This window comes from Cryobacterium sp. TMT4-31 (assembly GCF_004403385.1).
GTDB lineage: Bacteria > Actinomycetota > Actinomycetes > Actinomycetales > Microbacteriaceae > Cryobacterium > Cryobacterium zongtaii.
Genome location: NZ_SOGI01000026.1, coordinates 1 through 23,677 on the forward strand (window position 1 = coordinate 1; position 23,677 = coordinate 23,677).

22 protein-coding genes and 2 pseudogenes are annotated in these 23,677 nt (G+C 62.0%); 12 read left to right on the forward strand and 12 right to left on the reverse strand.

Annotation, left to right across the window (positions count from 1 at the left end; translation table 11 throughout):
* Positions 1–726 precede the first annotated feature (726 nt).
* The 6 genes and pseudogenes from E3T19_RS05595 to E3T19_RS05620 form a co-directional block, all read right to left on the reverse strand.
* Positions 727–1,218 (reverse strand): annotated as a pseudogene (locus E3T19_RS05595) (MMPL family transporter); the annotation flags it as partial.
* 167 nt (positions 1,219–1,385) lie between these two features.
* Positions 1,386–2,495, reverse strand: a complete 1,110-nt coding sequence (locus E3T19_RS05600; protein WP_134408301.1) for a sugar-binding protein — start codon at positions 2,493–2,495, stop codon at positions 1,386–1,388.
* A gap of 74 nt (positions 2,496–2,569) precedes the next feature.
* Positions 2,570–3,871 (reverse strand): multiple monosaccharide ABC transporter permease, encoded by a 1,302-nt coding sequence (gene mmsB, locus E3T19_RS05605; protein WP_134408322.1) that lies wholly within the window; start codon positions 3,869–3,871, stop codon positions 2,570–2,572.
* 38 nt (positions 3,872–3,909) lie between these two features.
* A complete protein-coding gene (gene mmsA / locus E3T19_RS05610) occupies positions 3,910–5,430 on the reverse strand; it encodes a multiple monosaccharide ABC transporter ATP-binding protein (RefSeq protein WP_134408302.1) in 1,521 nt (506 codons plus the stop codon).
* A 143-nt stretch (positions 5,431–5,573) separates the two neighbouring features.
* Positions 5,574–6,755 carry an ROK family transcriptional regulator gene (locus tag E3T19_RS05615; protein ID WP_134408303.1) on the reverse strand — a complete coding sequence of 394 codons (1,182 nt, stop codon included), beginning with the start codon at positions 6,753–6,755 and terminating at the stop codon, positions 5,574–5,576.
* 113 nt (positions 6,756–6,868) lie between these two features.
* Positions 6,869–7,876 carry a LacI family DNA-binding transcriptional regulator gene (locus E3T19_RS05620; protein ID WP_134408304.1) on the reverse strand — a complete coding sequence of 336 codons (1,008 nt, stop codon included), beginning with the start codon at positions 7,874–7,876 and terminating at the stop codon, positions 6,869–6,871.
* A gap of 370 nt (positions 7,877–8,246) precedes the next feature.
* Here E3T19_RS05620 and E3T19_RS05625 point away from each other — a divergent pair, with 370 nt between their 5' ends.
* Positions 8,247–9,176, forward strand: coding sequence for an N-acetylglucosamine kinase (locus E3T19_RS05625; RefSeq protein WP_134408305.1), 930 nt, complete (start codon positions 8,247–8,249; stop codon positions 9,174–9,176).
* Between the two features lie 802 nt (positions 9,177–9,978).
* On the opposite strand, the gene E3T19_RS05630 is transcribed toward E3T19_RS05625, so the two are convergent.
* Positions 9,979–10,545: a TetR/AcrR family transcriptional regulator gene (locus E3T19_RS05630; RefSeq protein WP_166788803.1), complete on the reverse strand. Its 567-nt coding sequence runs from the start codon at positions 10,543–10,545 to the stop codon at positions 9,979–9,981.
* A 579-nt stretch (positions 10,546–11,124) separates the two neighbouring features.
* Here E3T19_RS05630 and E3T19_RS05635 point away from each other — a divergent pair.
* From E3T19_RS05635 to E3T19_RS05645, 3 genes and pseudogenes are all read left to right on the forward strand, one after another.
* Positions 11,125–11,268, forward strand: a pseudogene (locus tag E3T19_RS05635) (VOC family protein); the annotation flags it as partial.
* 621 nt (positions 11,269–11,889) lie between these two features.
* On the forward strand, positions 11,890–12,660 hold the full coding sequence (locus E3T19_RS05640; protein WP_134408307.1) for a hypothetical protein: 771 nt from the start codon (positions 11,890–11,892) through the stop codon (positions 12,658–12,660).
* A gap of 259 nt (positions 12,661–12,919) precedes the next feature.
* Positions 12,920–13,390 (forward strand): class F sortase, encoded by a 471-nt coding sequence (locus tag E3T19_RS05645; protein WP_198418770.1) that lies wholly within the window; start codon positions 12,920–12,922, stop codon positions 13,388–13,390.
* Here E3T19_RS05645 and E3T19_RS05650 read toward each other — a convergent pair.
* On the reverse strand, positions 13,367–13,612 hold the full coding sequence (locus E3T19_RS05650; protein WP_134408309.1) for a hypothetical protein: 246 nt from the start codon (positions 13,610–13,612) through the stop codon (positions 13,367–13,369). The genes E3T19_RS05645 and E3T19_RS05650 overlap by 24 nt on opposite strands.
* Before the next feature lie 114 nt (positions 13,613–13,726).
* Here E3T19_RS05650 and E3T19_RS05655 point away from each other — a divergent pair, with 114 nt between their 5' ends.
* Together E3T19_RS05655 and E3T19_RS05660 are read left to right on the forward strand one after the other, a co-directional pair.
* Positions 13,727–14,008 carry a hypothetical protein gene (locus E3T19_RS05655; RefSeq protein WP_134408310.1) on the forward strand — a complete coding sequence of 94 codons (282 nt, stop codon included), beginning with the start codon at positions 13,727–13,729 and terminating at the stop codon, positions 14,006–14,008.
* A gap of 466 nt (positions 14,009–14,474) precedes the next feature.
* Positions 14,475–14,789 (forward strand): TraM recognition domain-containing protein, encoded by a 315-nt coding sequence (locus E3T19_RS05660; protein WP_166788804.1) that lies wholly within the window; start codon positions 14,475–14,477, stop codon positions 14,787–14,789.
* A gap of 146 nt (positions 14,790–14,935) precedes the next feature.
* Here E3T19_RS05660 and E3T19_RS05665 read toward each other — a convergent pair whose 3' ends face one another.
* Positions 14,936–15,151: a hypothetical protein gene (locus E3T19_RS05665; RefSeq protein ID WP_134408312.1), complete on the reverse strand. Its 216-nt coding sequence runs from the start codon at positions 15,149–15,151 to the stop codon at positions 14,936–14,938.
* Between the two features lie 338 nt (positions 15,152–15,489).
* Positions 15,490–16,101 (reverse strand): MarR family winged helix-turn-helix transcriptional regulator, encoded by a 612-nt coding sequence (locus tag E3T19_RS05675; protein ID WP_166788805.1) that lies wholly within the window; start codon positions 16,099–16,101, stop codon positions 15,490–15,492.
* On the opposite strand from E3T19_RS05675, the gene E3T19_RS05680 reads away from it, so the two are divergent.
* The 6 genes from E3T19_RS05680 to E3T19_RS05705 all read left to right on the forward strand — a co-directional run bounded on the left by E3T19_RS05680 (position 16,100) and on the right by E3T19_RS05705 (position 21,231).
* Positions 16,100–16,753 carry an FMN-dependent NADH-azoreductase gene (locus E3T19_RS05680; protein WP_134408314.1) on the forward strand — a complete coding sequence of 218 codons (654 nt, stop codon included), beginning with the start codon at positions 16,100–16,102 and terminating at the stop codon, positions 16,751–16,753. The genes E3T19_RS05675 and E3T19_RS05680 overlap by 2 nt on opposite strands.
* A 23-nt stretch (positions 16,754–16,776) precedes the next feature.
* Complete coding sequence (locus E3T19_RS05685) at positions 16,777–18,261, forward strand: MFS transporter (RefSeq protein WP_241980039.1); 1,485 nt, start codon at positions 16,777–16,779, stop codon at positions 18,259–18,261.
* Positions 18,262–18,281: 20 nt separating this feature from the next.
* Positions 18,282–18,653: a DoxX family protein gene (locus E3T19_RS05690; RefSeq protein ID WP_134408316.1), complete on the forward strand. Its 372-nt coding sequence runs from the start codon at positions 18,282–18,284 to the stop codon at positions 18,651–18,653.
* A gap of 4 nt (positions 18,654–18,657) precedes the next feature.
* Positions 18,658–19,731 carry an LLM class flavin-dependent oxidoreductase gene (locus E3T19_RS05695; protein ID WP_134408317.1) on the forward strand — a complete coding sequence of 358 codons (1,074 nt, stop codon included), beginning with the start codon at positions 18,658–18,660 and terminating at the stop codon, positions 19,729–19,731.
* Between the two features lie 94 nt (positions 19,732–19,825).
* Positions 19,826–20,734: a DMT family transporter gene (locus E3T19_RS05700; RefSeq protein WP_134408318.1), complete on the forward strand. Its 909-nt coding sequence runs from the start codon at positions 19,826–19,828 to the stop codon at positions 20,732–20,734.
* Between the two features lie 296 nt (positions 20,735–21,030).
* Complete coding sequence (locus tag E3T19_RS05705; RefSeq protein ID WP_134408319.1) at positions 21,031–21,231, forward strand: hypothetical protein; 201 nt, start codon at positions 21,031–21,033, stop codon at positions 21,229–21,231.
* Here E3T19_RS05705 and E3T19_RS05710 read toward each other — a convergent pair.
* Together E3T19_RS05710 and E3T19_RS05715 are read right to left on the reverse strand one after the other, a co-directional pair.
* A complete protein-coding gene (locus E3T19_RS05710; RefSeq protein ID WP_134408320.1) occupies positions 21,221–21,661 on the reverse strand; it encodes a hypothetical protein in 441 nt (146 codons plus the stop codon). The two genes, E3T19_RS05705 and E3T19_RS05710, sit on opposite strands and share 11 nt — an antisense overlap.
* Before the next feature lie 1,093 nt (positions 21,662–22,754).
* Entirely contained in the window at positions 22,755–23,291 is a 537-nt protein-coding gene (locus E3T19_RS05715; RefSeq protein WP_241980040.1) for a phosphotransferase, read from the reverse strand.
* Between the last annotated feature and the right edge of the window lie 386 nt (positions 23,292–23,677).

Below are 23,677 nucleotides of genomic sequence, written 5' to 3' on the forward strand. Positions count from 1 at the left end.
CCGGATCATGGACGACTGGGGCAAGAACCATGCCGGGCCTGACAGGCCAACACCCTCACATAACTACAGGATCAAGGGCTACGAAGAAAGTAACGGGGGGGGCAGACGGGAGAGCGGCGAAAAGCGACCGTCACCGTCGACGACAGGGCTCTGACACGCATGCCTCCACCCCCGGTGAAAGGCCCCTGTCGCTGGCCCGCTTGAGTCTGCGTGCGATATTTGGATCCAGTTGCCCTACAGCGGCCGGTTGGCTTCAGGACGAACGGGCAAGATTCTGGCCTGACCGTCACGCCTTCAGTCGTGTTTCCGGAATGCACAAGTCGTGATTTGATCAGTGGTGGGTGACCTACTTAGTGGTTTTCATTGACGACGACGAGAGTACGCCTCGGCGGTATCTCCCGGGAACGCTCCTGGGGTGCATACAAAGTCCCGCATATCAAGGCTTTCATTGAGGGCGAAAACCCTCAGAGAGTCGCCCGCTTCGCAGACGACGACAGAACCGTCAGCAAAGTAGATGGGCGAGACGGGCTGAACGTAAAATGATTGGCGTTAGTAACGCCAAACCCAGAGGAAGCCTCGTTCCAACACCGTCTACGACAACCGTCGCGGTGTCTCGGACGGGGCACCGCTCGCAGTTGGGAGTCCGCCCAAGTAGACGTTCGCAGCCGTGAACGGCCGCTGTGCCTTCGAACTCGATGACCATCACACACGTGGTGAACAACGCGTTTAGCGTTGAGAGACGGGGTGGCGCGGTTTCGGGCCCGTGATTGCGAGGGGATCGAGCGACGCGCCCTCCACATCGATGTTTGTCAATAGCCGGTCTAGCCGATTCGGAATCCACCAGGCGGCGTCGCCGAGGAGGTGCATGGCGGTGGGGATCAGGAGCATCCGCACGATATATGCGTCGAGGAGAACGCCGAATGCAAGGTCGAACCCGATTGGTCGAAGAGTCGCTGACTCCGAGAAGATGAACCCGGCAAAGACTGCGATCATGATGAGTGCTGCGGCGGTGACTACAGGTCGGCCCAGGCGGAGGCCGCGTTGCACCGCTTCCTGTGCTGAGGAGCCGTGCGCGTAGGCTTCTCTCATCCCGGACACCAGGAACAACTGGTAGTCCATCGCCAGGCCGAAGTGCACCCCGATTTCGAGTATCGGTAGGAAGCTGAGGATCGGGGCGGGGTCGTGGACTCCGAAGATCGCGCTGAGCCAGCCGAACTGCTCCGCTCAGATTCGCTCTCACCCCGGTGTTCAGGAATTCGCTCTGAGTCCCTGACTTTGGCGATATGTCATTCACAGCCTGAATGGCTATCTATGTGCGCGTCGCACTCAACGTGACACCGGCCGGCCCGGAAGGGGCCGACCGGTGTCGTCGTGTTTGGCGGGTGCTACTTGGTGAGCGCGAGCAGCTCGGGGTTCTCGGCGTACGCCTCTGCGGCGTTGTCCTTCGTGACGATGACCGGGGTGAGCAGGTCGGCGGGCACGACCTTGTTGCCGTTGTCGTACGACTCGGTGTCGTTGACGGTGGGCTCGTCACCGGCCTGGAGAGCAGACGCCATGGCGATGGCTTCCTTGACCAGCGCGCGGGTGTCCTTGTAGATGGTCGAGTACTGGTCGCCAGACATGATCAGCGGGATCGAGGCAGCCTCGGAGTCCTGACCGGTCACGACGGGCAGCTCGGCCTGTCCGGCATCCTTCACCGAGGTGATGATGGCGCGGGCGAGGGTGTCGTTGGGCGAAAGGACGCCGTCGACGGTCTCGGTCTGGTAGGTGCCCTGCATGAGTGTGTCCATGCGGCGCTGGGCGTTCTCCGGCTTCCAGCCATCGGTTGCGGTCTGGCTGATCTCGGTCTGGGCGGAAACGACCTTCAGGGTTCCGTCGTCGATCTTCGGCTGGAGCACGTCCATAGCGCCGTCGAAGAAGACCGCGGAGTTCGAGTCGTCGGAAGAGCCGGAGAAGAGTTCCACGTTGTAGGTGGCCTTGTCCGGGAACTTGGCGGCGAGACCGTCGAGGAGAGCCTGGCCCTGGAGCTGGCCCACCTTGAAGTTGTCGAAGGCCACGTAGTAGTCCACGTCGTCGGTGTTGAGGATGAGGCGGTCGTATGCGATGACCGTTACGCCGGCGGCCTTGGCGTCGGCGACCTGGGTGCCGAGCTGCGCGCCGTCCTTGGCGCCGATGATGATGACCTTGGCGCCGTTGGTCACCATTGTGGAGATCTGCTGCTGCTGGTCGGCGACCGCGTTGCTGGCACCGGCGTACTGCACGTCGCCCTTGAAGCCGGCGTCGGCGAGGCCCTCTTCGAAGAGGCTGCCGGCGAGAACCCAGTTCTCACTGGTCTTGTCGGGCAGTGCGACGCCGACGAGCGAGTCGGCGGGGAAGCCGCTGACGGCGTCGTCGGTGCCGGCAGCGGCGCCGCGTCCGGTGTCGGAGGCGCAGCCGGTGAGGCCGAGTGCTGCGACTGCCATGACGGCGGTCGCAGCAAAAAGGATCTTCTTCATTGGGATCTCTTTCTTTTCTGTGTGTGGTGCAGGGTTGATGTGATTCTTCGGGGTGTAAACGTGTGGGTGAGAATTTAGTTCTTGAGGTCGGCCGGCACCGCGGTGTCCGGAGTTCCACCGCCCGGTGTGACAAGGGCAGAGGTGGCATCGTCGGTCGGTCCCTGACCGCCCTTGTTGCGCGTCATCAGGCCGATGATCGACGGGCGACCCTGCGACTTGTTGTAGACGTCGACGCCGACGGCGATCAGGAGCACGAGGCCCTTGATGATCTGCACGAGGTCGGACTGGATGCCCTTGAGCGCCAGGCCGTTCGACAGCACGGCCATCACGAGTCCACCGATGATGGAGCCCGCGACGGTTCCGATACCGCCGGAGACCGCGGCACCGCCGATGAACACCGCTGCGATTGCGTCGAGTTCCCAGCCCGTTCCGTCGAACGGGCCGGAAGCCTGCGAACGAGCGACGAAGATCATGCCGGCCAGAGCCGCCAGAACCGACATGTTCATCATCACGAAGAAGTTGACGCGCTTGGAGTTCACGCCGGACAGCTCGGCAGCGTGCTTGTTTCCGCCGACCGCGTAGATGTGACGTCCGATGGTCGTCTTGTTGGTGAGGAAAGAGTAAGCCACGACCAGTACGGCGAGAATGATGCCGGACACCGGGAAACTGGTGCCGACGCGGCCGGTGGCGAACAGGTAGGCGGCCACCAGCACAACACCGCCGAGGATGACGACACGAAGCACGCTGAGCCAGATGGGCTCGGAGGACGCACGCATGATGTTGCGGGTGCGGCGACCTCGTACCTCCAGGGCGATGAGGATCACCACCACGAGGATTCCGAGGAGCATCGTGAGGTTGTTCAGGCCGAAGTTCGGGCCGACCTCGGGGAGGTAGCCCTTGCCGATAACCTGGAACCCGGTGCCGACCGGGACGGTCGCCGAGTCACCGATGAACTGGTTGCCACCGCGCCAGATGAGCATGCCGGCCAGGGTCACGATGAACGCGGGCACCCCTATGTACGCGACCCAGAAGCCCTGCCACACCCCGATCAGCCCACCGACGACGAGGCCCAGGATGATCGCGGCCCACCACGGGAAATTCCAGTCCTTCATGGCCAGAGCAACGATGATGCCGGTGAAGGCCGCCACCGACCCCACCGACAGGTCGATGTGGCCGGCGATGATCACCATCACCATGCCGATAGCCAGAATCAGGATGTAGGAGTACTGCTGCACGATGTTGATGATGTTGCCGGGCTGCAGCGTCTTACCCCCCGTCCAAATCTGGAAGAAGATGATGATGACGACGAGGGCCCCGAGAATGCCGAACTGCTTGAGCGAACCACCACCACCGAACAGTCTCTTCAGGTCGCGGATGTCGAATCCGCCGCTCTTCTCGGTTGCGGGTGCGCTCATTACGCGACTGCTTTCTGTGAGGAGGAGGTCATGCTGCGCATGAGGGTTTCGGGGTCGGCTTGGGCGACCTGGAGTTCGTTGGTGATTTTGCCTTCGAAGATCGTGTAGATGCGGTCGGAGACGCCGAGGAGTTCGGGCAGCTCGGAGGAGATCATAATGATGCCCTTGCCCTGCGCGGCGAGGTCGCGGATGATCTGGTAGATCTCGGCCTTCGCCCCCACGTCGATGCCGCGAGTGGGCTCGTCGAGGATCAGCAGGTCGGGATCGGTGAACATCCACTTCGCCAGCACCACCTTCTGCTGGTTACCGCCGGACAGTTTGGTGACGCCCTCCTCGACGGTGGGAGTCTTGATGCGCAGGCTCTTGCGGTAGCCCTCGGAAACCTGGGCCTCTTCAAGCTCGTTGACCACGGTGCCGCGGGAAATCTTGCCGAGTTTCGCCGACACGATGGAGCGCTTAATGGTATCTAGCAGGTTCAGGCCGAGCGACTTGCGGTCTTCGCTCACATAGGCGATGCCGTGTCCGATCGCCTCAGCGACGGTGCGCAACCTGATCTCCTCACCATCTTTGAAGACCTGCCCGGAAAGGAACTTGCCATAGGAGCGGCCGAAAATACTCATCGCGAGCTCGGTGCGACCCGCCCCCATGAGTCCGGCGAACCCGACCACCTCGCCGCGGCGTACGGTGAAGCTCGAGTTCTTCACCACGAGGCGCTCGGTCGTCAGCGGGTGCTGCACCGTCCAGTCACGCACCTCGAAAAAGACGTCGCCGATGGTGGCGGTGTGCTCGGGGAACCGATTGCCGAGTGTTCGCCCGACCATACCGCGGATGATTCGCTCTTCGTCGACGCCGTCGGCCTTCACGTCGAGCGTTTCGATGGACTTGCCGTCGCGGATGATCGTGATCTGGTCGGCAATCTGCTCGATTTCGTTGAGCTTGTGGGAGATCATGATCGACGAGATGCCCTTGCCCTTGAGGCCAAGGATCAAATCGAGCAGGTGCTGCGAGTCGTTCTCGTTGAGTGCGGCCGTGGGCTCATCCAGGATGAGCAGCTTGACGTTCTTGTTGAGGGCCTTGGCGATCTCCACGAGCTGCTGCTTACCGACGCCGATGTTCTTGATCTGAGTGTCGGGGTCGTCGTCGAGCCCGACCCTAGCGAGCAGTTCGATCGCCCGGCGCTGTGCCTCGACCCAGTTGATGACGCCGCCCCGGCCGGGTTCATTGCCGAGGAAGATGTTCTCGGTGATCGAGAGCTCCGGGATGAGCGCGAGCTCCTGGTGGATGATGACGATTCCGGCGGCTTCGCTCTGCTTGATGTCGCGGAAGCGCACGACTGTACCCTCATAGACGATGTCGCCGTCGTAGGTGCCGAACGGGTACACACCGGAGAGAACCTTCATCAGCGTGGATTTGCCCGCACCGTTCTCGCCGCAAATCGCGTGGATCTCGCGGGCCTTGACTGTGAGCGACACCTTATCGAGGGCCTTCACGCCCGGGAATTCCTTGGTGATGGACTGCATCTCCAAGATGGTGGGATGACTGTTGTGAGCCGTCTCCACGTCTGACCTCCTCGTCTGCCAGAACCACGGTTTCGTGGCCCCGATTAGAAGCTAGACCCAACGCTCCATGTCGTCAACTTATTAACGCAACGACTTGGCAACGATCAGCTAGCGGTGGGATGAATCCCCGACTGCTGTAGTACGAGAGCCGCGCCACCAAGCGCCTCGGCCCGCTCGCCCAGCGCCGACATCACCAGTTCCGTGGTTTCCACGATCATTGGCACGGCGTAGCGTTCGAGTCCGCTGCGGATCGGGCTCAGCAGCAACTCCCCTAACCCGGTCAGCGGTCCGCCGACAATAATTGTGTGCGGGTTGATGAGGTTGGTAATCGCGGCGATCGACCGGCCGACGGCGAGGCCAGCCTCTTCAACGACGCGGATTGCGCGTACGTCGCCCTCCAGCGCGAGCCGCACGATGTCGCGTGTTCGCACCGGCCGCTCGAGGGTGCGCGAGAGTAGCTCGATCATGATGGTCGTTGAGGCGACCGTCTCGAGGCATCCGCGATTGCCACAGCGGCACAATAGCCCGTACTCATGGATCGGGGTGTGCCCAATTTCCCCGGTCAAACCTATGTTTCCGGAATACGGACTTCCGTTGAGGATGAGGCCTGCGCCGATGCCCGTGCCTACCTTGACGAAGACGACAGTGGGCGTTCCGGCATGCGCCCCCCACGTGGCCTCGGCGAGCACGCCCAGGTTGGCGTCGTTTTCCAGATACACCGGCAGCTCGAGGCACTCCTCCACCATGCCCACCGTGACGCCGACCCACTCGGGCAGGATGGCGCCCCTGACGACGGTGCCCGTGCGGCGGTCGATGGGCCCGGGTACACCCACTCCCACGCCAAGCACGGCAGAGCGTTGCACGCCGGCCTGCACGAGGCTGGAGGCGAGTAGGTTGGCGGCGATGTCTAGCGCTTCAGCCGCCGTGTAGCCGAGCGGAATCTCGACTTCCTTCTCAGCGATCACCCGGTAGTCGAGCGTGGCCACTATGACGCGCACGTGGCGCCGCCCGAAGTCAATTCCCACTGAAACAGCTCCGTCGGTCGACGACAGGCTAACCAACTGGGCGCGCCTTCCCGAACTCGTGGTGGGTGAAGTCGAGACCAAACCGAGGTCGACGAGCACCTTGACGATATTCGACACCGTTGCGGTAGAAAGCCCGGTATTCCGGGCGATATCGGCCTGCGTCGTGGGTCCGGAGGAGACCAAGTTGGACAGGATTCGCTGTTGGTTCGAAAGTCGCAGAGCGCTCTGTGACCCTGGATGTCTCCTCTGGCGAACCGGCATGCTACCAAGAGTGTCGCATTACGGTCATGCGGTCAACAAGTGAACGCAAATCGTGATGCGACGACCGGTTTCAGCTGGCCCTGGGACGGAGTCCGCACGAAGAACTGTTGCCCTCAGCTCGGCGGAGGGATCTCGCCAGAACCGCGCTGGAGGAGTCGGGTGGGCAATTCGATCTGCCTGGGGAAGGCACCGGGGTTGGCCAACTGGTCCAGCGCTAGCCGCGCGGCGGTGCGGCCAAGTTGCAAGGAGTCGTAGGCGACGACTGAGATGCCCAAGGCATCCGCAAGCTCGAAGTCGTCGAAACCGATGAATGCCACGGTAGGTTCGCGGTCCAGCAGCGCGCGCACGGCGCCCGCGCTGGCGCGGTTGTTCCCCGCGACGATGGCAGTGGGCGGATCAGGCAGGTCAAGCAGGCGACGCACGACGAACTTGGGTGACACCGTAGGGTCGTCGTCGACGCGCTCCCACTGCGCGGTGTCGAAGACCCCCACTTCTCGCAGGGCGTCACGGTATCCGGCCAGGCGCTCCCGCTGGGTATACATAGCCGACGAGTTGCTGATAAAACCGATCTTGCGATGACCTATCGCGGTGAGCGAGCGCACCGCTTCGGCCATGCCCAGCCGGTTCCGCAACACCACCGAGTCGGCTACGAGGTTGCTGGCGGGCCGGTCGACACCCACGATTGGCGTACCCAGCTGTCGCTCGCCTTCCAAATATGACTGGTCGTCAGCGATCGGAATCAAGATCAGCGCGCGGACCCGCTGTGAGAGCAATGCATCAACAACCCGCTTCTCGCTTTCTGGCGAGTCGTCGGTGGTGGCCAACACCAATGTGAGCCCGCTCAGGGCCAATTCACGTTCGATCCCAGCCGCGACGAGGAAATGGAACGGGTTTGTGAGGTCTCCGATGACGAACGCGACAGTGCTGGCGACGCCGCCGCGGCGTAAATTGCGCGCCAGCGTGTTCGGACGAAAGTGCAGCCGCTCGGCCGCCGCGAGTACTCGTGCCCGGGTGTCGCGCGACACACTACCGGTGTCGGAAAACACTCGCGACACTGTTTTCGAACTGACACCGGCGAGTCTCGCGACATCGGCCAGCGTCGCTCTCGACTGCGCGTTCATGCTGACACAATCATGATGGCGTGGTCATTGTCACTCTTCTCGTCGGGCCCGATCTGATCTGCCGGCGCGCATGTCAACGTAAGACCATTCTCAGACATCCGCAAGCCTGCTACGGCAACAATCGCGCCCATGCGCTCGTGTTGCTACGCGGCCCTTGAAGTGCGGCGCCCCGGGCACGATGAGACAACGCTGACATAGCAGTTTGACGGTGCCGAAAACCGGTCCTAGCATGAAGCATGCGTACGCACAACAAGCCCGGAACAATCACGGTTCAGCCCGCCCGTCGGCTGAGCACCGCCGTCACTGAAACCAGCCGAACCATCGAGCTCGCTGCCGGCACAACCACTTACCGAGCTGGATAGGACAGCGTATGACTCCTCGACCTCGCTCGCTCACCATCGACGCCGGCCAAACCGGCATCCGGGCGCGACTGCACACCGGGAACGACCGGCCTCGCACCTTCGAGTTCGGAGGTATCCGCACAGATAACGCCCTGATCCCGCAGTTAGGCGAGGTGGTCGCCCGCGTCGCAGAGTCGACCCTTGCTCCGATTTTTACCGTAAGCGCCGGCATCTCCGGTTTCTCGAAAGCCGAAACCAACCCCGACGAACTCCGTAACAGCACGGCCGGCTATGGAGTGCACGAGGTGTTTCTGACGCACGACTCGGTGACGAGTTATTTGGGCGCACTCGGTGACGAGCGCGGCGTAGTCGTCGCAGCGGGCACCGGCGTCGTCACGTTGGCGGTGGGTGCCGACGACGTGGCCCGCATCGACGGCTGGGGGAACTTAATCGGCGACGCCGGTAGCGGCTACTGGATCGGTCGGGCAGCGCTCGATGCCGTCATGCGCGCGCATGATGGCCGCGGTCCGGCGACTGCCCTGACCAGGGTCGTGCTTCAGGAGTTTCGCAACCTCGAGGTGGCCTACCTCGAGTTGCAGTCCGATCCGCTTCGAGTCAGCCACATCGCGGCGTACTCACGCCAGGTCACGGAGTTGGCTGGCACCGACGCCGTCGCCGCCGCGATCTGCACCGGGGCCGCCACGGAGTTAGTCTTGTCGGCCGCCACAGCGCTGCGTCGAGTGGGTGAGAGTGTGAGGACCTCCCCTGTCGTGTGCGGCATCGGCGGAGTACTTCGTGCCCCAGAAATCGCGGCACGATTCGAACGCGGCCTACGCGCCCTCTACCCCGCAGTAGACATCCGCCCGGCCATCGCGAACGCTCTGGACGGTGCCGGGCATCTGCCGCTCCTGGCCGCGCAAAGCGTCCTGCGCGACCGCATCGCCACCTCGATCGGCTAGCCCAAACGGACCCGGCCCAGTCAGACCAGGCACGACCAGACCCAGGCCAGGCCCGCTCACGGGCAGCCATTTGGAGAGCCGCCAATCGACCCGCAGCCCACACGGGCCTTTTGTCTCCATTCGTTTGTCAAGCGATTTGCTGAGGGCTGCCGCGCTAGTGCGATCTCGCCCCGGCGGAACGGCTTAGCCAGCTGACCCGCGCACGCATCATGTCCCTTCGAGGCGCACCACCCGGTCGGCCACCGCACGAGTGATGCTGGCGATGCCGCCTGATGTGGTGGCGGATAGCGTCCTGAGCGAGGTTCTCGATCAGATGCCGCTCCATCACCGAGTCGCCGACGAAAACGGGCGGGGAGAGTTCGAGTCGCTGTTGCAAGTCTGCCGAGGAGTTCAGTGTCGCCTCCCAGGCTGTCCGCTAGTCCGCCCGAAGCAGCATTACGCCCGTCACGAAAAGCTCTCGGTCAGACTGGTCGCCGTCGCGGATGGACGTGACGTGTTACGAGCACAGCGCAACTGCGGGCGGTTTTTGAGCAGCGCGATTGCGAGATAGAGCTCAGTAAATATTTAGATCAAAGGCGTCGCCCGGACTTCTTTATCAACGGCGGACCCGGCGTCTATGGGAACCCGAGTGATCTCGGTCGCGAGGGACGAAATGTCGAGCGCCGACATGGGTCGCACTGACCGATAATCTGCGCACACATTACCTAACAGCAGCCCGAGGTAGCGGTGCCACAAATCGAGAACATTTGGCGCCGCCGACTACGCCTGATCGTCGTACCGCGTGCGGTGCGGTTCTGAGAACCTAATGAACCCCTTGCAGGCGGAGAAGTGCACGCGTCAGGATGAGAGAGAGTTGCTCATCCGTGAGGTGCGGGAAAGCTGATACAGCCGCAAACGACACGAATGCGGCATTCACTGCGAACACCTGTTCCGGTGTCGTGGTTTCGCCGTAGATCACCCTTGCGACGCGATCGAAGACTTTTGGGCGACCGTCGGCGGCGTTCGGGAGGGCGCTCACAACGGGGTCAGAGACGAGAAACACGATCCGCAGTCTCTGATTGAGCCCAGCAGCGACCAGCGCCGCTACCGTCGCATTCATTCGATCGGTTCGGCACTTGATCGCGCCAATGGCGTCTAGCGTCGCGAGGAATTGTGCCGTCTCGGCGTCGATGATCTCACGCAGGATGTCTGCCTTAGACGCGTAGTGGTTGTGCAGCGCAGCTCGGGTCAGCCCGAGTTCCGTCGCCACGTCCTGTATGGCGGTCTCGTCATAGCCGCGCTCGGCAAACATCATGCCGGCAACTTCGAGAATGCGCAGCCTAGCCTGAGCCGTTTGCTCGGAACGAGTGGTGTGGGCGACTCGTGCCACGGTGAACGTTCCCTAACTCCTAGATGGTCTTAGATACTTTACAGCTCGTACAGCATAAACCGACCCCCTGTATAGCAATTGACTATACAGTGTGTATAACGATTCGGTTGCCTGATTCCGCGGCTTCCTCCCAACAGAACGGGTTCCCCACATGGCTGGTCCTCTCTATCGTCGCGGAAGATTCGCTGCACGACGACGGTGGAGCACTATAAATGCCTGGATCGTGATTTTCACTCTGTCAGGTGCCAGTTATGCGCTATTCGCGGGCACGATCTCGTCTTCGATTTCGATCCCGGGCACCCCGACGGCGAAGGTGAGCGAACAGCTCGAGGAGCAGTTCCCGGCGGTAAGTGGACGGACAGGGAGTCTCGTCTATTCCCGCACTGGTGGTCAGCCCTTCACAGGGACGCAGAAGGGGCAGATCCACGTCCTGCTCACCAACATCGCTGCATTTTCGGGCGTCAAAGCCGCAACGAACTCATTCACGATTGAGACGGAAGTGGCCTATCAGCGCCAGCAACTTCTCGACGGTCGGTCACAGCTCGCTATAGGAAGGACCGAGCTCGCCACGTCACGAACGTCGACCCGGAGTTCGCTCGACTACAGGACTTGCTTGTAGACGTCGTGCTCGAACCGACCACCATGCCGTGGGGCAACAGATCCACCTTGTTCCGCGATCCTGATGGCAACCTCCTGAACATTTTCTCCCGGCCGGCACTCTGAACCGATCTGCCACCCCGCTCCGCAAGTAGGTGCGTGAGGGTGCTGGATGACTCACGCCGGTTGCAGCGGACTTCAGTCTTGCGCAGCAGCTCCTCCACGACACCGGCAAGCAGCCGGTCATCGAGCTTGCCCGACTTGGGCCGGCCCGCTTTGAGCACGAATAGTTTCTGCGCGGCATTCGGCCGGTAGCTGCGCGTAATCGGGTGGGAATTTCGTCGCAGCTTACGGCTGATCGTCGACGCGGAGCGCCTCAGATCCCGTGCGATCGCGCGAACCCAGGCACCCCCCAACCGCACATCCACGATGCGCAGACACCTCTCATGACCCAAATAGAACCCCGAAGCCACCACGGCGGCAACCGGTAGTCGCCCGCCAGCAGCCGTGATCCACCGATATCCCTGTCTGCGTTTCACTCCCATAGACTCACACGCTGCCGCCGACGACATCCCCTCGCGAACCCGAACCCAGAACAGATCCTCCCCCTCTTTCAACTCCACAACTCAGGAACGCTAGTAGCACTTGACAGAAACGCCATTCACGCAAAGGATCAGCGGCAGAAGGCTCGTCTACGTCCTTCGCGCAATGTGTGTTTTCGAAACTACCTCTTAGTAAGGGATCTCGATGAAAAAGAAGACAGCAGTATTGTTTGTTCCCGCGTTGGCTCTGGGTGTGGCCGTATTGACCAGTGGCCCAGCCTTTGCAGCTACAGAGGACGCGACGTATCAGGGAACGCTCGATTCGATCAACGGTAGCAATGGCAGCGGCACCATCTTCATTGAGGTTTCCGGCGACCAGGCCACAGTCACCCAGAACGTCAAGGGTTTGGCCGAGACCTTCGACGGTAAGCCGTATCCGCACGTGCAGCACATCCACATCGGAGCGCAGGGGGTATGCCCCACCACGGCAGCTGACACCAATGGAGATGGTGTGATCAGCACGACCGAAGGTCAACCGTCCTACGGAGAGATTGGCACGACGTTGTCCACCAGCGGTGACACGAGTCCGGCGGCCGGAACTGATCTGACTCTTGCCGGGATGGGTGCAAATTACGACTACAACCGCACTTTCACTCTGGATGCCGCCACCGCGGCCTCACTAGAGGCTGGCACGGCTGTCGTGGTAGTCCACGGTTTAGACCCGGCCACGTTGTCGCAAGCAGCACAGGACGCGCCAAGCGATTTGGTTCCGAGCCTGCCCCTGGCAGCAACGTCACCTGCTTTGTGCGGTGCCCTGAGTGCGTCGCAATCGAATATGCCTAATGGTGGCGTGGAAACCGGCGGTGGCAGCACTTCAAACGGTGCTGACATTGGCCTCCTCGCCCTCGGTGCCGGGTTCCTGACCGCGGCAGGCGGCGCTATGGTTGTCCGTCGACGTCTCACCGCACGCGGCTGAGATCGGTTGATCTCCAGTGATTCTCCCGGCTGAAGAGCGTCGTCGCGGTAGCCGTCTGGCTGCCGCGACGGCGGTTCTGTTCATCGCCGTCGGCTGCACGGCGGCCGGTTTGGCCCTGTTGGGCACTCCACCTCCTCCACAACCACCAGCCTCGGCCGCCGCGGCAGCCCCAGCTCAGAAGCCAGTCTCCGTTACGCCCTCACCGGAGCCCATCCCGGTCCCGGCGAATCCGCAGGCTGACCCGGTTGTCGGCCCGATCATGACCGCCTCCGAGCCCACCCAGATCAACATCCCCGTGATTGACGTGGACTCGCTCCTGATGCAATTGGGACAGAATCCTGACGGCACGGTACAGACGCCGTCGTTGGACGAAGCCTCTCCTGCCGGCTGGTACACCGGTTCGCCCACCCCGGGCACGATCGGCCCCTCGGTCATCTTGGGTCACGTCGACTCCAGAGCGCAGGGGCGCGCGGTGTTTTACCGACTCGGCGATATGCGTCCCGGCGATGAGATTTTGGTCACTCGAGTCGATGCAACTGTGGCGAAATTCGTGGTCGATGGAGTGGAAAAATATCCAAAGGACAACTTCCCGCAGTTCTCCGTCTACGGCAACACCGACCATGCGGGACTACGACTCATCACCTGCGGTGGCGAGTTCAACGAAACAACCCGTACGTATCCAGACAACGTCGTTGTCTACGCCAGCCTAGTGTCCAGCCATGCGGCCTAGCAGAACAAAGACGCGAATCAACAGGCGTGACTGGCTGCTTGCGATCGTGGTGGCTTCCACAGCTCTGCTGGCCGGCTGCGCCGGCACCTCCTTCGGCGCCGGGAACGACATGGCACCCGGCATGTCGATGCCAGGCACGTCGTCCTCCCCGATTCCTAATTCGAGCTCCGCACGCAGCGCGGCAGCAGAGCCGTCCGCGGCATCACAGATGATTTGTGGCACCGAAACACGCGACAACATCACCCTTGCGCTGGCCCTCGCCGACCGGCACACTCCGTCGACAGCTGGATCAATCGTCAATACACCTGCATTTACCATCTGACTGATGGAGAATTCGTGATCTCGGTGCAGGAATCCTCGGACGCAGCGTCGGCCCGGAGCTACTTCGACACGATGCAAGAAAACCTTGCCCCAATCCAACCCCTTGAAGGACTCGCGAATCTCGGATTCCCCGCCTACGAAACCGCAGACGGCGTGGTCGTCTTCCTCAAAGACAAAATGACGTTACTAGTCAACGCCAGAAAACAGACGAATAAACTCGGTCCGCATGGCATAACCCGCACCGCATTCTCCTACGAAAAAGCTACAACCATCCTCGCCTGCTGGACCGAACACTAGCCCGGCCGCGTTGCCGTCGACCCACGCGATGTGGCTGCGGCCAACGGCGCAACCAGGGCTTCCAGAGCGCGCTGCGGATTCGACCTATTCGGCTCTCATGCTCGTCGCCCATGGGTAATGTAATTATCTATCGATGGGTGTCTAAAGCCGTCGTTTTCGGTAGGAGCTCTACGGGCCCAAACCTCGTACTTAGCCGCCACTAGCGCGGTTGCGTATCTCAGCTGAGGCCGGACGTGTCGCCTTCGTGCGTACGCCCTGGCGGTGACGAGCTGCTGACCTGGACCTCGGCCGAAGGAATGCGCCGCTTCGACTCTGCCGCGTTCATCAGAAGCACCAACATTTTCGTGTTGCTCTCCAAGGACGGTGAGGGCTCCCGCGGGGCCATTTTTGACCGCTATCGTTCGCGCGATCTGCAGGACCGCGCAGCGCCGCCGAGACCAACGGCGGCCGACTGGACGTGCCCCTGGTGATCGAGCTGGACGAGCGCGCAAACATCGTAAAGTGGACCGAGCTGCCCTCGATGTACTCGTGTTACGGCTCCACGGGCATCATCCTGAACACCTATTTCCAGTCGCGCGCCCAAGGAATCGACGCGTTCGGCCGAGACGGCTGGGTCACCCTTTGGGACGCGGCATCCAACCGCTTGTTTGGCAGCGGCATCCTGGAGGACGAGTTCCTAAAGACGATCGCGGCGTCGATCGGAGAACATGACGAAATCACTTACGGCAGCTCACCGGCCGCGACAGCGCTATGTCCACCTCGACCAACACCCGGAACGTGAACACGATGGACGTTGCCGCCCTGGCGTCCCTGCCGGAGTGGTGGGCGATCGTGTTCAACTCCAAGTCCCGCCCCGTCATGGTTCACACAGCGCCGTGGTTCAGGGACAAAACCTCAACGCGGAGATCGAGGGCAAGGCAGCGGCCGTCACGCCCGCGATCGGGTCGGTGGTGCCCCATGGCTGACGGCGACGTGACCGGCTTGACCCTCGACGAGATAGAAGCGCTCGCTGACCCGCAGCGATGAGGCGATCGACTCCAGTACCGACGAGGAGCCAGAAGAAAGAATGCTCACCTGGCCGCCGAGCTGGGCGACGACCTCGGCGCCGCGTGGTCCTGGTGGATCATCGATTGGGACCGGCACGCGGCAGTCCTGTTCGAGCCCGCGAACGGCCCGTTTCGGTTCTGCGACCGCATCCGCGGACACCACTCCGAAAGCAAAGAACCCGGCCCCGCAGTTTCCCTGACAATCCCCCCAGCGGAATGGCGGCTACCCGCGTAGCTGGCTTCTGCAGGCGGAAAGAAGAATTCCCGACGCATTGTGTCGGGGACCCGTTTGAATCTTGTCTTGGACGCGAGCACGAATAGTTCAGGTCTACGACCTCTTGGGCAACAGTGCGCAAGCCGCTTGGGCCCTGAACTTCTGGTGGTGCCACTAATACAAACGTGCTGCCGTGTTCTCGCCGCGTAACGCGCCGCCGATTAACCCGCAAGGCCGAGATCGTCGACGACGTTGCATGCGGTGCCGCCGGTGCCGGTGCGGCTACCGACGGTTTCTGCGGCTAGTCGAAGGTTCATTCGTAAGGCGGACGCTTCGATCTCTGAGAGGCTCGCGAGGAGGCCGTGTTCCACGCTTTCAGCATGGTTGGTGAGCATCGCCAACTTCTCGACGCCCTGGGCCGTGAGTGCAACGCGGCGGCCACGGCGGTCGAGGGGGTCCGGCGTGCGTGTGATCAAATTTTGCGCCTCAAGGCCGTCCAGTAGGTGTGTAGTGATTGTGCGGTCGATCCCCAGTCGCTCGGCGATAGCGGCCTGGTTTTGGCAGGTTCCTCCTGCCACGATCGTCATCACCTGGTAGGCCCTGGGGCCGCCGGGCAGGTCCTGGACTACGTGTTCGATGCCGCGCAGGTACTCGCGCAGCAACGTGCCTAGGGCCCACCCAAAATCTTGTGTGCCGCGCGAAATCTCCTCGAGCGGTGCTGTCTTGTGCATTTCGGCCATGCACAGATCGTACCCGGACTCGAGCACAATGGTGTACATTAACGATGATCGAAATTGTCGATCATCGTTTTCGCCGCACAAAAGGAGCCCCATGTCCACGATTCTTCGTGTCGATGCCAGCATTCGTCCGCAAGGGTCAGTGACCCGAGATGTGACTACCCTCCTGGAGGATGCGCTTCTTGAGGATCATTCTGGTGCCGCTGTGGTGCGGCGCGATCTCGGAATGAACCCGCTATCCCCTTCCGCGTGGCCGGCTGCAGTGTCTGCAGAACATGCTCCTGATGCTGATCGCACGATCGAAGCGCGAGGGTTGGCGACGGAGCTTGCTGACGAGCTGATCGCAGCGGATGCATATCTGTTCGCTGTGCCGCTGTACAACTGGGGCGTGTCACAGCACGTGAAGAACTGGGTTGATCTGCTTCTTACGGAGGAGCGTTTCGCTCCGCGTGCCGAAAAGCTCATCGCCGGCCGTCCCGCGTACTTGGTTACGGCGCGCGGGGGCATGTACGCACCGGGTTCGCCCCGCGAAGGGTGGGATCACTCAACGCCGTGGTTGCAGCGCATCTTCGAAGACGTGTGGGGCCTGAACCTTCAGGTCATCGAGGCAGAACTGACTTTGGCCAACGTGAACCCGGCCATGGCAGGCCTCAGGGACCTCGCCGCACAGAAGCTCGACGACGCCCACCAGTCGGCGATCGGGCACGGCAAGTCTCTTGCCGCCCTCCTTCGCGCTCAAGCCGCCTGACGATGGCCACCCCCACAGCTGCCGTGGATGACCTGAAGGTCGCCCCGGTTCAGCATCGCTGGCTCATCTTGGGAATCGTAGGGCTTGCTCAACTGATGGTGATCCTTGACGCTTTCGTCATCAATATCGCGTTACCCTCCGCGCAGACCGACCTCGGCTTCAGCGACGCGGACCGGCAGTGGGTGGTCACCGCCTATGCGCTGACGTTCGGCAGCCTTCTACTCCTCGGTGGCCGACTTTCGGACCTGCTCGGCCACAAACGCACCTTCATCATCGGGCTCATCGGATTCGCTGCTGCATCCGCGATTGGCGGCGCGGCCACCAATTTCGGTGCCCTGATCGCGGCCCGCGCCCTGCAAGGCGTGTTCGGAGCATTGCTCGCGCCCACGGCCCTTGCCGTTCTCGTTACAACCTTCACGGTCCCGAAAGAACGAGCGCGCGCATTCGGAATCTTTGGCGCGATCGCCGGTGCGGGCGGGGCCATCGGGCTCCTCCTCGGCGGGTGGCTCACCGAAACACTTGACTGGCGTTGGACGCTGTACATCAACGTACCGATCGCCGTAATCGCGTTGATCGGCGGAGTGCTTTTCGTCACAAATGTCACCCGATCAGGGCCGCGCCCGAAACTCGATATCCCCGGCACGGTCCTGGTGTCGGGCTCGCTGTTCGGGATCGTCTACGGCCTATCGAGTGCAGAGACACGAGGTTGGGCCTCGCCATGGACCTGGGGGGTGCTGGTCACGGCCGCGGCCCTCCTCACCGCGTTCGTACTCTGGCAAGGGAGGGCACGTCACCCGCTGTTGCCACTCGCCGTAATTCGGGACCGCGATCGTGGCGGTGCCTACATCGCGTTGCTGGTCGCGGGAGCGGGGATGTTCGGAGTATTCCTGTTCGTCACGTATTACTTGCAACTGTCGCTGTACTTCACCCCGATCCAGACTGGACTGTCATTTCTCCCGATGATCGTGATGCTGACGGTGTCGGCGCAGCTGTCCACGAGCGTTCTTGTGCCACGCGTCGGCCCGAAGGTCATCGTTCCTTCTGCGATGATCCTCGCTGCTGCGGGAATGATTCTGCTGACCTCCCTGACAGCTGAAAGCACGTATTTGGGGAACGTTCTTGGGCCCCTGATGATTCTCGGACTGGCCATGGGTGCGATCATCCCCGCTGCGATGGAAGCTGCCACCGTTCGCGTGCAGGACGACTTCGCCGGGGTGACCTCGGCAATGGTCAACACCAGCCAGCAGATCGGGGGCTCCATTGGCACCGCCCTGCTGAACACCATCGCCGCCAGCGCCACGACCGCCTACCTGAGCACTCACGCCGCTTCCCCGGATGTTGAACGAGACGCCGCGATCGTGAGCTACGCGACGGCGTACTGGTGGTCAGCCGCGATCTTCGCTAGCGGCGCCATCCTGACTGCACTGCTCTTCCGTCGCCACGGCCACGGGATCCTCGATCTCGAGCAATCATCCGCGGTCGGCCGCCCGGCCGTCCCGACTATCTGACCCACCCCGAAGGAAAACCCATGCTCATCGCCACCTGGATCGTCTCCGGTCTTCTCGCTATCGCCTACCTCGGATCCGGTGGTACAAAAGTGCTCGCACCATACGACAAACTCAAACAGCAACAGTCATGGGTGGAAGACTTCTCCCCACGGGCCGTGAAAACCATCGGTGCGCTCGAGGTCCTCGGCGCAATCGGCCTGATCCTCCCGCCACTGCTCAATATCCTCCCGGTCCTCGCGCCGACGGCCGCGTTCGGCTTGGTTCTCGTGCAACTGGTCGCCATCATCATCCACGTCCGTCGGCACGACGACCCGAAGCGGCTACCCGTCAACGTCATCCTGCTCGCGATGGCACTATTCGTAGCTCTGTCCTGGTCTTTCTGGATCCGGTGACAACATGACCTTCGAAATCGGAATCAGCACGTTCGGCGAGATCACCAGCGACCCCACCACCGGAATCGCCCCCTCCGCAGAACAACGCACACGTGAGATCATCGCCGAAGCGGTGTTCGCCGAAGACGTGGGACTGGACGTCGTCGGCATCGGCGAGCACCAACGCTTCGACTACGTCCCGGCAACCCCCGCCGTGCTCCTGAGCGCGATCGCCGCGAAAACGGAACGCATACGCCTCACCAGCGCCGTCACAGTCCTCAGCTCCGCCGATCCGGTAAGGACATTCCAAGACTTCGCCACCCTCGACCTGATCTCCAACGGTCGTGCCGAGATCATCGCCGGACGTGGCTCATTCACAGACTCCTTCCCCCTTTTCGGCTTCGACCTCAACGACTACGCCGACCTCTTCCGGGAAAAGCTCGAACTGCTGGTCGCGATCCGGAACACCAACCCCATCACCTGGTCTGGAAAATTCCGCGCACCACTCCATAACGCTGACGTCGCACCCCGCCCCGTCCAAAAGAAAATGCCCATCTGGGTGGGTGTTGGAGGAACGCCCTCATCGGGCGCACGGGCAGGAAGAATGGGGCTACCCCTGGCCTACGGCGTTCTGTTCGGGCCCCTCGACGGCGCACTCCCGGTCCGTGAAGCATTCGAAGCAGCAGCGGAAAGAAACGGCAAAGACCTTGCGACCATGCCGACCATGCTCCACGGCCACGGATTCGTCGCACGCACTAGCCAGCAAGCACGCGACATCTCTTACCCCTACTTGCGAGCCGGGTTCGGCGAAAACTCACGCCAACGCGACAACGGCATCCACCTACCCCGGGATCAATTCGACGCGCTCACGAGCCCGCACGCAGGGCTCATCACCGGCAGTCCGCAAGAAGTGATCGACAAGCTCCTCCTCCAGCACCAGCTGTACGGGAACATGCGAATCATCATCAACATGGGAATGGGCGGGGTTCCCCACCTCGAGCACCTCAAAGCAATCGAGCTACTCGGCACCGAAGTCGCCCCAGCGGTCCGACGCGAAATCGCTGCCCAATCACCAGTCCCGCGTGAGCCACAATCCTGATGCCCCCTACACAAGGGACCTCCGAATGCCTCAGTTTTTTAGACGCAGTGCGCGCAATGCGCCCAGCTCAGGTGCCCCGAAATAGACTGCGATCATGACCCACCCCGGACTCCGTCGACAACTTCCGCTCGTGGCCGTCGGCATCGCGGTGCTGTTGTGGTCGATGAGTTTCGGGATCAGCGGCGAGGTCTTGAAAACGGCGTCACCCGCCGTGCTCTCAGTTGGACGGTTCGCGATCGGTCTAGTGATCCTGGTTCCGTTCGCCGCACGTCGGACAGGGTTCGTGCGTACGCTTCGTGCGCCGCGCACTATTCTGCTCGGCCTCCTCGGGGTTGCGCTGTACTACTCGCTGACCAACGTCGGTCTTGAGTTCACTACTCCCGGTACTGCAGCTCTCAGCAACGCGGCTCTCCCGGCACTGACCGCCCTTCTCGGCCTGTTCATTCTGAGGGAGCGCGTGGCTCCCCGCACGATCGTTGGACTAGTGCTCGCGACCGCCGGTGTTGTGATCGTGGCGGGTGCGGGCCTCACGTTGGACATCGGCGTGCTGCTCTGCCTCATCGGCTTGGCCAGCTACGCACTCTATACAGTGCTTCTCCGCCAGGGTGTACCCGCTGAGCTCCGACAACGGGCGGCCGGGGCTGTCGATCCGCTCGTGCTGGCGACGGCGACCGCCGTTTGGGGTACGGCGATCATGCTCCCCTGGCTCGTCGCAGAGATGGCGGCCGGCGCGGCCGCCCTCCCGAGCGGATGGGGAGGTCTCGGCGGCCTGCTGGTCCTCGGAGTCGTAATCACCGCGCCGACTCTCGTGCTATTCAACTACGGCGCCGAACGCCTTCCCGCCGCAGCCACCGGCGTGCTCACCGCAGCAATTCCGGCACTCGGCTACCTCTTCGCCCTTCTACTTGGCGAACCATTCGACGCGATCACCGCACTCGGCGGCGCAGTCGCGCTCGTCGGCGTCGCCATCGCCTCGGTCGCAGCTCCCTTGCTCGCGAGTTAGGCGTTCCGGTATCAACGGTTCGTGGCTTACTTGCTCGATCTCGCCACACTCTCGCTCGGGAACCGGCTGCCTGGTACTAAATACCTGGCTTCGCTCAGACATGGGACAGAACATCGGCATGCTTCTCCAAGATTGACGGCGCTCACTAAAATTCCCGACTCCGGATCGCTTCCGCGCGCAAGGACGGGCCTTTCTCGGTGCTGGTGATCTTCGACCACACATCAGCACCGAGAAAGGCACCCGCCTCCGATTCAGAGGAGAACGACGTAAACATCCACCCGCGCAAACGACAAAGGATGACGATCACTGAGATCGCCCGTCGCACAGACCAGGACCGCACGACGATCCACGCCTATCTGGCCGGCAAACGCACCCCGGCAGTGCGCCAACGCGGCGAACCCGGCGCTTTCAACGTGCTGTTCGACAACGCCGGAGAACTTCTCGACCTCGCCGAGCATGCTGCAGGCACAATGACGCTCGCCCCGACTACGGCCTAGTCGCTTTGGCGAGCGTCGCCGCGGTCCCTGACTTCTTGGGAGTCGTGGCCTTCTTCGAAGCAGAGGTCCTCTTGGGAGGAGAGGACCGCTTAGGCGCGGAGGACTGCTTAGGAGCGGAGGACTGCTTAGCTGAGGCTTTTTTCGGAGCTGAGGCACTTTCTCTATCGGCCTTGGCGACCTCCGCCGCCAGCCGACGGGTGGCCTTCGCGTGCTTCGCGGCGAGTTTTTCGGTCTGCCTGGACAGATCAAGCGCCTTCCTACGCAGCTTTTTACTCGAGCCCTTTACAGCCTTGCGAGCGTCCTTGACCGCCTTCTCAGCACCGGCCAGAGCCGCATCCGCCGTCTTCCGAGCAGCTTTCTTCTCAGCGACTCCAGTTCTCGCTGAACTCTTAACAGCGGTCTTTTCAGTGTCCTCTTTCGCCTTCACCATTCTGTGCACCTTCGATACGCCGACCGAGCTGGGTCATTCTCTTCACCGCAGTGAACATGGCCTGTCGATCGGATGAACAGACCATACGTGCACTGTATATCCCCGTACCACTCCACGAATGCAACCGATCCGGCGTGCACCACACTCACGACAGTTGCCCCAGCGGACAGCAGATCCCCGCCTACAACAAGCGGTCCGGCACCAACAACTGGCCACTATGTATGCAACGCGCCGGCATGTGATCGAACGGCGAGGTATCTTAACTACCTCCCCCGAGATACCTGCAGGAATCTTGGCGCCAAGCCGCCAGCGTTTCGCGTGGGCCCGACCTCGCGTGACGCGCCGTAGCAACGAGGCCAGACGTGTGCCACGGGAAGCCTCAGGAAGGTACAGCTTTCCGGGGCACTCGGACCGTTCCCTAGACGGGAGCGGGGTGCTCGTCAACCTACGAGAAGGAGTCATCCCAAAAACTCGTCTCAGCGGCGGCGCCGCCCCGCGGACACGAGCTGGGATTTTCCGAGACAGTGTCTTGCATCCCATGGGTTTCGAGGAAATTAGGTTCCGAGACACTAGAGGTCGCGCCATTGGCATGCTAATTCGCTGTCTGTCGTGGCGGTGCGTTGGAGTGGGGCCAAAGGATCATGCTCATCATGAAGGAAAAGAGACCAAAAACAGTCAGAAGCAAATGTCGCGAAAGAAACGTCCGGGTCAAGCGCGCCGTGAATTTGAGGGACTGAATTTGTCACGATTCCGCAAAGAAGGGCAGCGGCCGATATGAGCAGCGCTCGCGACCTCGGTGTAGCAGCTTTCCTGCGTGCATCATGCGATTGTTGACATGTAGGGCAATGAGCCAGCTGCGAGCTACCTGGGTTTCATTTGTTTGGACGCCTTTCGGATATGCCGCGTCCGTGAAGATCCGAGACGTCTGGCCCGGTGCTCGCCGTGCCGCCAGGACTAATCTCTGCGTCTCGTATCGCATGTGTTTCGACACACTGAGGTTTCGAGACACGTCTCACAGGAATGGGACTGCAAGGGGGCGAGCTCAGCTGTCCCTCGCGCCCCTAGCCCTCCGCAAGAACCCTCATCGGTTCAGCTATTCCGATCGCGAGAGCGCTCGCACCCAAGCCGCTTGATCTCGACTGACGTAGTGGGCCGCTGCACGCCAGAATCCACCGTGCCCGCCCACGTACATATCGGCCCAGGGCTGAAGGCCGTTCGCGTGGGAGGTGCGCGAGAGCTCCAACATCGCGGCGGTCCGTTCTGCCATGGCCGCTGGAAGTGCCTCACGGAGGGCAACATCGGCTTCGGAACCATCGATCAATGCCCGAAGCCTCGAAGAGGCGGACTCGACAGATTGACCCTCAACGAGCATGGCGAACGCTTGGGCGGCGTAGGCCAGGTCCCACAGCCGGGTACTCGGCCCTGCACCATCCCAATCGATGAAGACCCAACGATCTCCAATGACGAGATTCCACGGAGCAAGATCGTTGTGACACATCAAGTTCGGGATATCGGCTGGCAGCAGCATCTCCCAATTCGAAACGTCGGGGAGGGGAACAGATTCGCTCACATCATGAATGCGGCGAATCATCTGACCGACCCGACGCAAATTCTCGGCTTCGAGCGGCATCTGACTTATAGCGATCGCGCCTTGTACAGACTCGACAACTTGCCGGCCGGCCTCGTCGCGACCGAGCGGTCGGGGTGCGTCTACTCCTTGCGAACGGATACTCGCAAGGTAGCTCTGCACGACTGGGGTGTTGTCGATCCAGGGCTTTCGCACCATCTTTGTGCGACTGCCTTAGTCGCCAATCAGGGTTCTCACCCCAAAGAAATGCATGGCGCGAGTAGGCGGGGGAATTTGGGATTTCGGTACAGGTACCGCCATGTTCGTGGCGTTGGTTGGGGTGATCGGGTGGGTGGGTGACTTCTGAGGTCGTCCGACGATCTGATCCACGCCGGCTCGAGCAGCTCTCCGCTGTGATTGATCACGTCTCCGCGGGCAGCGCACAACAC

Excerpts from the sequence above, each read along its gene's own strand:
- E3T19_RS05600 (WP_134408301.1), bottom strand. The coding sequence starts at position 2,495 with ATGAAGAAGATCCTTTTTGCTGCGACCGCCGTCATGGCAGTCGCAGCA.
- mmsA (WP_134408302.1), bottom strand. The coding sequence starts at position 5,430 with ATGCAGTCCATCACCAAGGAATTCCCGGGCGTGAAGGCCCTCGATAAG.
- E3T19_RS05615 (WP_134408303.1), bottom strand. The coding sequence starts at position 6,755 with ATGCCGGTTCGCCAGAGGAGACATCCAGGGTCACAGAGCGCTCTGCGA.
- E3T19_RS05620 (WP_134408304.1), bottom strand. The coding sequence starts at position 7,876 with ATGAACGCGCAGTCGAGAGCGACGCTGGCCGATGTCGCGAGACTCGCC.
- E3T19_RS05625 (WP_134408305.1), top strand. The coding sequence starts at position 8,247 with ATGACTCCTCGACCTCGCTCGCTCACCATCGACGCCGGCCAAACCGGC.
- E3T19_RS05640 (WP_134408307.1), top strand. The coding sequence starts at position 11,890 with ATGAAAAAGAAGACAGCAGTATTGTTTGTTCCCGCGTTGGCTCTGGGT.
- E3T19_RS05645 (WP_198418770.1), top strand. The coding sequence starts at position 12,920 with ATGACCGCCTCCGAGCCCACCCAGATCAACATCCCCGTGATTGACGTG.
- E3T19_RS05680 (WP_134408314.1), top strand. The coding sequence starts at position 16,100 with ATGTCCACGATTCTTCGTGTCGATGCCAGCATTCGTCCGCAAGGGTCA.
- E3T19_RS05675 (WP_166788805.1), bottom strand. The coding sequence starts at position 16,101 with ATGGGGCTCCTTTTGTGCGGCGAAAACGATGATCGACAATTTCGATCA.
- E3T19_RS05690 (WP_134408316.1), top strand. The coding sequence starts at position 18,282 with ATGCTCATCGCCACCTGGATCGTCTCCGGTCTTCTCGCTATCGCCTAC.
- E3T19_RS05695 (WP_134408317.1), top strand. The coding sequence starts at position 18,658 with ATGACCTTCGAAATCGGAATCAGCACGTTCGGCGAGATCACCAGCGAC.
- E3T19_RS05700 (WP_134408318.1), top strand. The coding sequence starts at position 19,826 with ATGACCCACCCCGGACTCCGTCGACAACTTCCGCTCGTGGCCGTCGGC.
- E3T19_RS05705 (WP_134408319.1), top strand. The coding sequence starts at position 21,031 with ATGACGATCACTGAGATCGCCCGTCGCACAGACCAGGACCGCACGACG.
- E3T19_RS05710 (WP_134408320.1), bottom strand. The coding sequence starts at position 21,661 with ATGGTGAAGGCGAAAGAGGACACTGAAAAGACCGCTGTTAAGAGTTCA.
- E3T19_RS05715 (WP_241980040.1), bottom strand. The coding sequence starts at position 23,291 with ATGCCGCTCGAAGCCGAGAATTTGCGTCGGGTCGGTCAGATGATTCGC.